Below are 9,042 nucleotides of genomic sequence, written 5' to 3' on the forward strand. Positions count from 1 at the left end.
AACCTCGACGAGGGTGGCCGGCGGGCCTACCTCCGAGGCCTCACCGCCATCTGCGCGCGATGGCGGACGCCGCCACGGCCGAGGCGGACAAGGCCGAGGACGTCCAGCCCGACGACGTCGACTCGGTGCCGACGGCGGCGGTCGCCGCGGTCCTCGACCGCAAGCCGCAGTCGCTGTCGCCCGCCCGGGACGCCCTGCTCAAGAAGGGTCTGATCTACAGCGGGGAGCGGGGCCGGATCGCGTTCACCGTGCCGCATTTCGGCCGTTACCTGCGCAGCACTGCCTGAGCCAGGCCTCGCGAGTCTCCTGGCCACCACCCATCGGGCCTGCACCGGTCATGACATCGGCGCCATCGGCACCCCACCCGAGCAGGCACACCCCGTCGGGCTGTGATGGCAGGACGCACGGCGTCAGGTTGCGCGCCTGGTGGACAGCAGGAACGCCGGCAGGTGGAGCTCCTCGCCGTCGACGTTGGCGAGCACGTCCGCCGTATCGACGGTGGTGTCGACCCAGTGCGGTGCCGGGAAAAGCTGGTTCAGCGCCTTGGGCGTGAGGTCCCAGCCCGGACCCGCCTCGTCCGCCACGGCAAGGATGTGGACCACTGCCCCCGGAGCGCAGATGGCGGTGAGGCCTCGGAGGTAGGCCCGCCGGCCACCCTCGTCGAGGTTGTGCAGCAGCCCTGAGTCGAAGACCGTCCGGGGCCTGACGGGGAGGTCCTCGAGGCGCTCGGCATCACCCACGAGGAACTCGATGTCCAAGGCACTGTCCGCCGCCTTGGTCCGAGCCGTGTCGATCGCGCGTCGGGAGCAGTCCAACCCGACGACCTGGTAGCCCCTCTCGGCGATCAGGATCGCGAGTTCCCCCGTGCCGCAACCGGCGTCGAGGACCGGGCCCTCGAGCGAGATCCGACCGACCAGCGCGGCTAGGGCGGGCTGAGGCCCACCGATCTCCCAGGGCGGAGGCACGTCGACGGCATACTGCTCGTCCCAGTTGTCGTGTCCTTGTCGCGAACCCATGGCATGCACGATATCCGCGCCGCCGCCGGTCGAGGCGCCGGGAAGCCTGCCATCCCGCGGTGATCGACGTGGGCACCGCAGAGGGAGCCGGTGATCCGCGTTCACCGCAACTCACGAGGCGCGACCAGGCCGTGCTCGTAGGCGTAGATGACTGCGTGCACCCGATCGCGCAGGTCGAGCTTGAGCAGAACGCGCGCGACGTGGGTCTTCACGGTGGTCTCGGCCACCACGAAGGTCCTGGCTATCTCGGCGTTGGAGAGGCCTTGCGCGACGAGGTCGAGGGTCTCGCGTTCGCGGGTCGTCAAGGTGGCCAGCTGCGCGGCGACTGCCCGGTCGGGTGCGGGGCGACGGGTCAGGAAGGTCTCGATCATCCGCTTGGTCACCTGCGGCGCAAGCAGCGACTCACCGGCGTGCACCGCGCGGATCCCCGCGATGAGGATGGCCGGCTCGACGTCCTTGAGGAGGAAGCCGCTCGCCCCGGCACGCAGCGCCTCGTAGACGTAGTCGTCGAGGTCGAACGTGGTCAGCATGACGACCCTGCTCGCACACTGGGGTAGCGACATGATGCGTCGGGTGGCCTCGATGCCGTCGACGCGCGGCATGCGCACGTCCATCAGGACGATGTCGGGTCGCAGCCGCCGCACCTGCTGCACCACGTCGAGCCCGTCAGTGGCCTCGCCGACGATCTCCAGGTCCGGCTCGATCTCGAGCAGGAGACGAAAGCCGCAACGCACCAGCGCCTGGTCGTCGGCGATGAGGACCGCGATGCTCATTTCGGGGTCGCTCATGACATCTCCAGCGGCAGCGTCGCGTGGAGCTCGAACCCGCCGTCGGACTGGACCCCTGCGACGAGCCGACCGCCATAGACACCAACGCGTTCACGCATCCCGATGAGCCCGTGGCCCGGCGTCACCTGCCTCCGCGAGGGCCTTCCGTCGTCCCGGACCGCGAGCTCCAGCACGTCGGGTCCATAGCTGATGAGCACCTCGGCACGCTGCGGACCGTCGGCGTGCCGCAGCACGTTGGTGAGACCCTCCTGGACGACGCGGTATGCCGTGAGGTCCAGCCCGGGAGCGACCGGCCGGGCCGATCCGGTGACCGTGAGTCGAACCGGCAGTCCTGCTCTCTGGAAACGCGTGATCAGCTGATCCACCTCGGCCAGGCCCGGGGCTGGCGTCAGCTCGACCACCTGACCCTCGGCGCGCAGGATCGCGACCATGCGGCGCATCTCGGCGAGCGCCTCCCGTCCCACGGTCTCGACCGTTCCCAGCGCCTCGCGCTCGACCACCTGGTCGGGGGTGAGCCGGCGCCGGACGGCGGCGGCCTGGACCGTCATGACGCTCACGTTGTGGCCGATGACGTCGTGGAGCTCGCGGGCGATCCGGTTGCGTTCCTCCGAGACGGCCCGGGCGCTGACGTCCTGTTCACGCAGCCGCCGTTGCTCGCGCACCTGCATGCGGGAGCGGATGAGCGCACCGACGAGCCAGGCCACCATCGGCTGGAGCCCCCAGAAGAGCGACTCCCCACGCATCGTCCAGGAGGTCACGAGCGGGTCGAAGCCGATCCACCCGGCGGTGAAGACGGCGAGGGCAGCCAGCCCCCAGACGCTGGGATACCGACGCTCCCACCGCCCGACGCTGTAGGCGGCGATCGCCGGCATGGTGCCGACCGCGTTGCCCTCGGGCGACCCGAACGTCGTGAAGGCGGCCAGGTAGACGACCACGATCACGGCCAGCGTCTCCAACGGCCGCCACCGGCGTCCGACCAGCAGCAGGGCCGTGATGGCGTAGGTCAGCGCCTGAGCCCAGTGCGGACCCTGCCGGTGCGTGGAGCCCGCACCGTCCCACACCTCGATCTGGCCGAGCGCGAAGGCCACCAGCGCGACGGCCACGTCGAAGGCCCAGCTGGCACGGCTGCGACGGCCCATAGCCAAGAACGGTAGCGCCGCTGCCGGTCGTCGACGTCCTCCTTCAGGAGGATCGCCGGTCGTCCTCCGGCCGACTCGGGACGCGCTCACCAGGCATCCACAGATCGTCAGGTCGAGGGACGACAGCTGGCGACTGCTGTTCCTACCGTCGAGGAACAGCACCCTGCTGTCAGACCCCTTCTGCCCGAAAGGAACCCACCATGGTCCACCGTCGCACCGCCGGGATCGGCCTGTTCGTCTTCGGCCTCGGTACTCTCGTCACGTTCATGACCGCCGAGATTCCTGGCGGCGACTACGAACCGGTCAAGGTCACGGCTTACCTCGCACAGGGCCATGCCCTGCGCACCTTCGTCCTCGCCTACGTGGGCATCGCGTCCATGCTCGCGCTGCTCGTGTTCGCCCACGGGATCCGCGACGAGCTCGGTCGGCTCGGCGAGTTCGTCTGGGGACTGTCGATCGCCGCCGTCGCCACCGGCGTCGTGGGCTGGTTCATCGGAGCGGGGGTCGTCGTGGCGACCGCGGAGGGTGGTCCGGACATCACGGCCGGGATTCCGCTGCCCGTTGCCCACACCATCGGGGAGATCGCCGGGCTGCTCGGTGGGTGCGCGCCGGCGCTGTTCATCGGGGTGGTCGCGATCATGCTGTGGCGGACCGACCTGCCCTTGTGGCTGCGCGGCTTCTCGGTCGTCGCGGGCGTCTGTGGCATCCTCGCGCCGCTCTTCTTCACGCTCTTCGTCTTCGTCCTGTGGACCCTGGTCTGCGGCGTCTCCCTGATGCGGTTGCAGTCGAGCCCGGCCACCATCGAGCCGATCCTGCAGTCCTGACGCGCCTTCGGACCGGCCGGGTGAGGCTACCCGAGCCGGGCGGCGACGTCGGCCGGGAAGCCGCCGGTCGCGATGGGCCCCCAACGGGTCGGCGTGATCCGGATGAGCGACTTGTCCTGGATGCGCATCGCCTCGCGGTACTCGTCCCAGTCGGGATGCTCGCCCGAGATGCTTCGGAAGTAGTCGACGAGCGCGTCCTCGGCGTCGGGCATGTGCAGCACCTCCGCGTCGCCGTCGACCTGCACCCAGGCGTCGTTCCACTCGTCCGACATCACGACGACCGACACCTGCGTGTGGCGTTCGGCGTTGGTGGTCTTGGCGCGGCCGGGATAGCTCGAGATGACGATCCGGCCGGCCGCGTCCACTCCGCCGCTGACCGGCGAGATCTGCGGGCGTCCGTCAGCACGCGTCGTGGCGAGCACCATCCGGTGCCGCGGGCGGACGAAGTCGAGCAGGGCGTCGAGCTGGACCACGGTGTTCTTCGCGATGCTTCGGGCCATGACGGCAATCTACGCGCGCTACCGGTAGCGGGGCTGGTCCGCGTCGGGGTCGGCCGGGACCACGTCAAGCCGGGAGTCGGTCAGCAGCTCACCGATGGCGACGGGGTCGGCGCCGATACCTGCCCAGTGGGGGTCGACGTCCTTGGCGACGCACCAGGCGTGATCGGCCGGCCAGACGAACGCCGGATCCGGCGCGAAGGCGCGTGAAGGCCCTCGGAGAGCTGCGTGGGGATCCGCCGACTCCTCGCGGCCGGCCCACTCGCCGAGCCCGGACACCGGCCCGTGGAAGAGGTAGTAGGCGCGGTGGGGGAGGACGACCTTCGGCCAACGTGACCCGGACGGCGACGGGGCAGGCGCAAAACCAGGGACAGCCGCGGGGTCCGGCTGCTCCGCGCCGTCGTCCTCGGTGACGGCGCCATCGCCGAGGCTCATGACGCCGGCACCGTCGAGGCTCACGCCCCAGCCGTCCCAGAGGCAGAAGTAGCACTCCTGCGGAGTGCGCGTATGCCGTGCCAGCGTCTCCAGGACACGGCGCAACTGCGTCGTCTCGGGGGGAGCGTCGTCATCGTCCTCGCGGTCGTTCTCGCTCTGCCCCTCGTAGCTCGGGTCGGGAATGAACCGCAGCCGCGCATATGCGGGCAAGCCGTCCGGCCCGAAACCGACGAGTCGGTCCCAGGGCCGGGTGCTGGTGCACAGCCACCGTGCGGCTGACAGGTCGGAACACGGCGTGAGCGTCACGCCGCACCACGTGAGCCCGCGGCCGGGCTCGGGGGAACCGTCGAGACAGCATCGCCGCGCGCCGCGATGACAGCGGTCCCTTCACCATCGAGCCGGGCGAGAGCCGCTGCCGTGCGGCCGGTGACCAGCAACAGCAGATCGGCCAGTCGCCCTGCGACCACGGGCCCTTCGCCGACGCAGACCCGGGCGTCCGTTGCCACCAACCGCACCCCGCGCATCCGGCGACGTGCGTGGAAGGGCCAGCCCATCCGCCATACGTGCTCGAACGAGGCCTGCGCGGCTTCGGTCGGCGCGGGACGCTCGAGGCCGAGCGGCACGCAGATGTCCTGGCCGTGCACGAGGACGTCGAGCAGCAGGTTGTCCGCGTTGGTCAGCCGAGGCATGCGGCGGGAGGCCGCGTCACGGTGGAGCTCCTCGACGATCAGCTCGGTCGGTCGCCGGGCATGGGCGATCGCCAGTGCGGCCCCTGCCGACCAGAGGTTTCCCCGTGACCGGACCAGGGCGCGGACCAGCATGCCGGTGTCCGTCCCGGTCGGCGTCATCGCCACGTGCGCAGCGACCTCCCTGACCCGCCAGCGGGCACACAGTGACGGGTGCTCCCACTGCTGCGGCGTCAGGCCGCCCAGCAGCTCGGCCAGGGAGTGTCGTTCGCGCTCCATGCTCGACCAGAGTGCCTCGTCCATGGCCGTTCACCTCATATGGTAAGAAGTTCTGACTAGTCTGCTCTGCTCGACCAGGAAAGGCAAGTGGTATGCCGTGACCGGCCCCAGCCTGGGTGTGCTGCTGTTCCTGCCCTACCGCCACCTGGAGGAGCGCGTCCTCGACGCCGTGCGTGCTGCGGGTTACTCCGTCACCACCGCCCAGGCGCGCGTCTTCCAGCGGGTCGATCCGCAGGGATCACGGTTGACCCGCCTCGCCGCGGCGGCCCAGGTCACCAAGCAGACCGCCGGCTACCTGGTCGACCAGCTCGAACGTGGGGGATATCTCGAACGCATTCCGGACCCGTCCGACGCGCGCGCCAGGCTGATCCGCATCACGGCGCTCGGCCTCGAGGCCGCCGCGGTGGCGAGACAGGAGGAGGCGCGGGTCGAGGCCGAATGGGTCTCCCTGCTCGGACACCGACGAGCGGAGGAGCTGCGCCAGACCCTGCTCGCGCTGCGCTCGATCACCGACCCCTACGCCACGGACTGACCGTCGCTCCCTGATCCGCTGGGCCGGCCGCCGCATCGGTGGCGCGTCCGCGTTACCTTGGGCACCAGACCGGATGGCGAGAGGTCGCCACCCGCGAGGACGCCACCCGGTCGACCGTCACCGGCCCCGACCACAGGAACTGACCCATGTCGAGTGAGACCCTCCGCACCCCACTGGCCGCCGAGCTGGACGCGTTCTTTCGCCAGTACACGGAAGCCGACCAGGCTAAGGGGCTGGTCTACGGCCACGCCACCGCCGAGGGGCTCTCGCACTCCAGGGGATTCGGGGTGGCGAACGACGACGGACTGGAGCCCGACGCCGACACCGTGTTTCCGATCGCGTCGATGACCAAGAGCTTCGTCGCCTGTGCGGCGCTGGTGGCACGCGACCGCGGGCTCCTTTCCCTGGATGACCCGATCACGGCATGGTTCCCCGACTTCGCAGGAGCCGGCGCCACGGAGAACCCCTGTGACCCACCGACGATGCGGATGCTCCTCAGCATGTCCGGTGGGCTGACCGAGGACAACTCGTGGATCGACCCCTTCATCCACATGGACGAGACCGAGCTGCTGAGGCAGCTGAAGGACGGGGTCCGCTACAGCCACCCGCCCGGGTCGACCTACGAGTACTCCAACCTCGGCTACGCCCTCGCCGGGCTCGCCGTGGGGCGCGCCGTCGGTCGCCCGATCGAGGAGTTCGTCCACGACGAGGTGCTGGTCCCGCTCGGCCTGACCCGGACCTTCTTCGACAACGCTGCGCCGGCCGGCATCGACCGCGCGACCGGCTACTCCTTGGACGTCGAGGGCCAGTGGATGCCCTTCGCGCCGACGGCATCGGCGGCCTTCGCGGCGGCCGGCGGCATGATGAGCACGGTGCGTGACCTGGCCACCTGGATGACCTGGCTCGGCGCGGCCTTCCGCGCTCCGCGGGCAGACGGCCACGGCGACCACGATGAGGTGCTGAGTCGCGCCTCGCGCCGGGAGCTGCAGCGGCTGCACATCGTCGACCCGCCGGTGTTGTCCATGCGCTCGAACGGCGGGTTGCACGCGGGCCTCGGCGGATACGCCCTCGGCCTGCGCGTCTCCCAGGACCTGTGGCGCGGGACGGTCGTCTCACACGGGGGAGGGCTGCCCGGTTTCACCCTTTTCATGTGCTGGCACCCCGACTCCGGAAACGCGACCGTGGTGCTGACCAACAGCCACCGCGGCGACCCGGCCACGTTGTGTCGCGATGCCCTCGGACGCGCCCTTGCCCGCGACGAGGTTGCCGCGCAGACCATCGTGCTGTGGCAGGAGACGGCCGACCTGCGCGCCGAGGTCGAGTCGCTGATCCGGGCCTGGGACGACGAGGTGGCGGCCCGGGTCTTCGCGCCGAACGTGGACTTCGACCGGCCGCTGGTGCAGCGGCGCGCGGAGCTCGAGCGGTTGGTCGACGAGATCGGACCGTTGGGCGCGCCACGCCCCCTGGCCGACATCGTCTCTGCCGCGACCCCCGCTGACGTGACGTGGTCGGTGCCGGGCGAGCACGGTGAGCTGATCTGCATGATCCACCTGACGCCGATCAACCCCGCGCAGGTACAGGAGTTCGTCGTGGAGGCGGTGCCCTTCGGCCGACCCCGCAGTGCATCACCAGACGACGTCTCGCCCCGCCGGAGCGGGCTGGGTCCAGCGTTCATCGGGACGATGCCCAATGTGCGGGTGCTGCTGCCCTGACGGCGAAACGGCATACCCGCCGTGCTGGCGAACCTGCTACTCGGGCAGGTCGATGTCCACCTGGTCGGGATAGAAGGCGACATGGTTCGCGATCTCGGCCACCGCCGCGTGGGGCGCCGGATAGGTCCACACCGCGTTGTCGGCGTGGGCGCCCGCTGTTTCGTCGTGCAGGCTGAAGTAGGCGGCGTCACCCTTGTAAGGGCAATAGGTCGCGTGGTCCGTCGGCTCCAGGACGTCCTCGACAACATCGGCGAGAGGCAGGTAGGGCACCGAGGGATAACCGGCTTCGCGGAGCATCAGGGCCGAGTCGGTCTCGGCGATCACCTTGTCCCGCCAACGCACGGTGACGGGCCCGGACGCGGGCTGCACGTCGATCGGATGGTCTGGACCGGGTTGCCGAACGGGCTTGTCGCTCATGCTCAGTGCAACGAAGGACCGGAACAGCACATTCCGCTGCCGGACCGGGTGGGTCCGGGGATCTCGGCGGGCCGATGACCGCGCCCTAACCGCGCCCTCCAGGCTCCTGCGTCGGCTCCGCCCGAATGCTGTGTTCGGCGACGGTGCGGTTGTCGGGACCGAAGGTGACCTCGACCGAGATCACCTCGCCGTCGAGGATCTGTGGCAGCCAGTAGCGGGCGTCGTCCCACATGGCCTCGAGCGGCAGGGTGTCGACCGGGTGCCACTCGGGCTCGATCTCGATGCTGCTGGAGGGCTGCCCGCCCCAACGGCGGGTCACGAAGACATCGACGGTCTGGCTCCAGGCCGGACGGTGCGGAAACGTGAAGACGACGAATCCCGCGAGCTCGAGATCGCTCTCCACCACCTCGATGTGTGCCTCCTCTCGCGCCTCCCTGATCACGGCTTGGGAGGGCGACTCCCCGGCTTCGAGGTGACCACCCAGACCGACGACACGTCCTGCCCCGAGGCCAGTCTTCTTGCGGCCCAGCAGCACCCGCGGCTGCTCACCGTCGTCGACGGCGAAGAGCAGGCAGGTGCGGATGAGCTCGGGCATGCCCTCAGTCTGGCAGGCAGCCTCTAGGGAAGCGCTGATCAACATGCCATTCCCGGCGTGGTCGGCGGCTGACGGCAGTGGACGCGGTCAGGAACGGGTCTGGGAGTGGCTCCCTACCTCTG

The 9,042-nt window shown here is 70.1% G+C and carries 11 protein-coding genes and 1 pseudogene; 4 read left to right on the top strand and 8 right to left on the bottom strand.

Annotation, left to right across the window (positions count from 1 at the left end; genetic code table 11):
- A pseudogene (locus FRW57_RS12520) lies at positions 1 to 287 on the top strand (hypothetical protein); the annotation flags it as partial.
- A 123-nt stretch (positions 288 to 410) separates the two neighbouring features.
- On the opposite strand, the gene FRW57_RS12525 reads toward FRW57_RS12520, so the two are convergent.
- The 3 genes from FRW57_RS12525 to FRW57_RS12535 form a co-directional block, all read right to left on the bottom strand.
- Complete coding sequence (locus tag FRW57_RS12525; RefSeq protein WP_137122806.1) at positions 411 to 1,016, bottom strand: class I SAM-dependent methyltransferase; 606 nt, start codon at positions 1,014 to 1,016, stop codon at positions 411 to 413.
- 101 nt (positions 1,017 to 1,117) lie between these two features.
- Positions 1,118 to 1,804, bottom strand: coding sequence for a response regulator (locus tag FRW57_RS12530; RefSeq protein WP_238384805.1), 687 nt, complete (start codon positions 1,802 to 1,804; stop codon positions 1,118 to 1,120).
- A complete protein-coding gene (locus tag FRW57_RS12535; RefSeq protein ID WP_152186124.1) occupies positions 1,801 to 2,943 on the bottom strand; it encodes a sensor histidine kinase in 1,143 nt (380 codons plus the stop codon). Before FRW57_RS12535 ends, FRW57_RS12530 begins: the two co-directional genes overlap by 4 nt.
- A gap of 200 nt (positions 2,944 to 3,143) precedes the next feature.
- Here FRW57_RS12535 and FRW57_RS12540 point away from each other — a divergent pair, with 200 nt between their 5' ends.
- Entirely contained in the window at positions 3,144 to 3,767 is a 624-nt protein-coding gene (locus tag FRW57_RS12540; protein WP_137122804.1) for a hypothetical protein, read from the top strand.
- A 26-nt stretch (positions 3,768 to 3,793) separates the two neighbouring features.
- Here FRW57_RS12540 and FRW57_RS12545 read toward each other — a convergent pair whose 3' ends face one another.
- Genes FRW57_RS12545 through FRW57_RS12555 form a run of 3 tightly spaced genes read right to left on the bottom strand, consistent with a single transcriptional unit; the run spans position 3,794 to position 5,688 of the window.
- Complete coding sequence (locus FRW57_RS12545; RefSeq protein ID WP_137122803.1) at positions 3,794 to 4,267, bottom strand: PPOX class F420-dependent oxidoreductase; 474 nt, start codon at positions 4,265 to 4,267, stop codon at positions 3,794 to 3,796.
- Positions 4,268 to 4,285: 18 nt separating this feature from the next.
- Positions 4,286 to 5,005 (bottom strand): hypothetical protein, encoded by a 720-nt coding sequence (locus tag FRW57_RS24470; RefSeq protein ID WP_137122802.1) that lies wholly within the window; start codon positions 5,003 to 5,005, stop codon positions 4,286 to 4,288.
- Positions 5,002 to 5,688 (bottom strand): maleylpyruvate isomerase family mycothiol-dependent enzyme, encoded by a 687-nt coding sequence (locus FRW57_RS12555; RefSeq protein WP_152186125.1) that lies wholly within the window; start codon positions 5,686 to 5,688, stop codon positions 5,002 to 5,004. Before FRW57_RS12555 ends, FRW57_RS24470 begins: the two co-directional genes overlap by 4 nt.
- Before the next feature lie 73 nt (positions 5,689 to 5,761).
- On the opposite strand from FRW57_RS12555, the gene FRW57_RS12560 reads away from it, so the two are divergent.
- Entirely contained in the window at positions 5,762 to 6,196 is a 435-nt protein-coding gene (locus tag FRW57_RS12560) for a MarR family winged helix-turn-helix transcriptional regulator (protein ID WP_137122800.1), read from the top strand.
- A gap of 146 nt (positions 6,197 to 6,342) precedes the next feature.
- Positions 6,343 to 7,908, top strand: coding sequence for a serine hydrolase domain-containing protein (locus tag FRW57_RS12565; RefSeq protein ID WP_152186126.1), 1,566 nt, complete (start codon positions 6,343 to 6,345; stop codon positions 7,906 to 7,908).
- Positions 7,909 to 7,944: 36 nt separating this feature from the next.
- Here FRW57_RS12565 and FRW57_RS12570 read toward each other — a convergent pair whose 3' ends face one another.
- The gene (locus FRW57_RS12570) at positions 7,945 to 8,325 is read right to left on the bottom strand and encodes a DUF427 domain-containing protein (protein ID WP_152186127.1); all 381 of its coding nucleotides are present in this window, start codon (positions 8,323 to 8,325) and stop codon (positions 7,945 to 7,947) included.
- Between the two features lie 85 nt (positions 8,326 to 8,410).
- The gene (locus FRW57_RS12575) at positions 8,411 to 8,920 is read right to left on the bottom strand and encodes an 8-oxo-dGTP diphosphatase (protein ID WP_137122703.1); all 510 of its coding nucleotides are present in this window, start codon (positions 8,918 to 8,920) and stop codon (positions 8,411 to 8,413) included.
- Positions 8,921 to 9,042: the final 122 nt, after the last annotated feature.

Source organism: Segeticoccus rhizosphaerae, from assembly GCF_009192725.1.
In the GTDB taxonomy this organism is placed as follows: Bacteria; Actinomycetota; Actinomycetes; order Actinomycetales; family Dermatophilaceae; genus Segeticoccus; species Segeticoccus rhizosphaerae.

Coding starts and splice junctions, on each gene's coding strand:
- FRW57_RS12525 (WP_137122806.1), bottom strand. CDS start 1,016: ATGGGTTCGCGACAAGGACACGACAACTGGGACGAGCAGTATGCCGTC.
- FRW57_RS12530 (WP_238384805.1), bottom strand. CDS start 1,804: ATGAGCGACCCCGAAATGAGCATCGCGGTCCTCATCGCCGACGACCAG.
- FRW57_RS12535 (WP_152186124.1), bottom strand. CDS start 2,943: ATGGGCCGTCGCAGCCGTGCCAGCTGGGCCTTCGACGTGGCCGTCGCG.
- FRW57_RS12540 (WP_137122804.1), top strand. CDS start 3,144: ATGGTCCACCGTCGCACCGCCGGGATCGGCCTGTTCGTCTTCGGCCTC.
- FRW57_RS12545 (WP_137122803.1), bottom strand. CDS start 4,267: ATGGCCCGAAGCATCGCGAAGAACACCGTGGTCCAGCTCGACGCCCTG.
- FRW57_RS12555 (WP_152186125.1), bottom strand. CDS start 5,688: ATGGACGAGGCACTCTGGTCGAGCATGGAGCGCGAACGACACTCCCTG.
- FRW57_RS12565 (WP_152186126.1), top strand. CDS start 6,343: ATGTCGAGTGAGACCCTCCGCACCCCACTGGCCGCCGAGCTGGACGCG.
- FRW57_RS12570 (WP_152186127.1), bottom strand. CDS start 8,325: ATGAGCGACAAGCCCGTTCGGCAACCCGGTCCAGACCATCCGATCGAC.
- FRW57_RS12575 (WP_137122703.1), bottom strand. CDS start 8,920: ATGCCCGAGCTCATCCGCACCTGCCTGCTCTTCGCCGTCGACGACGGT.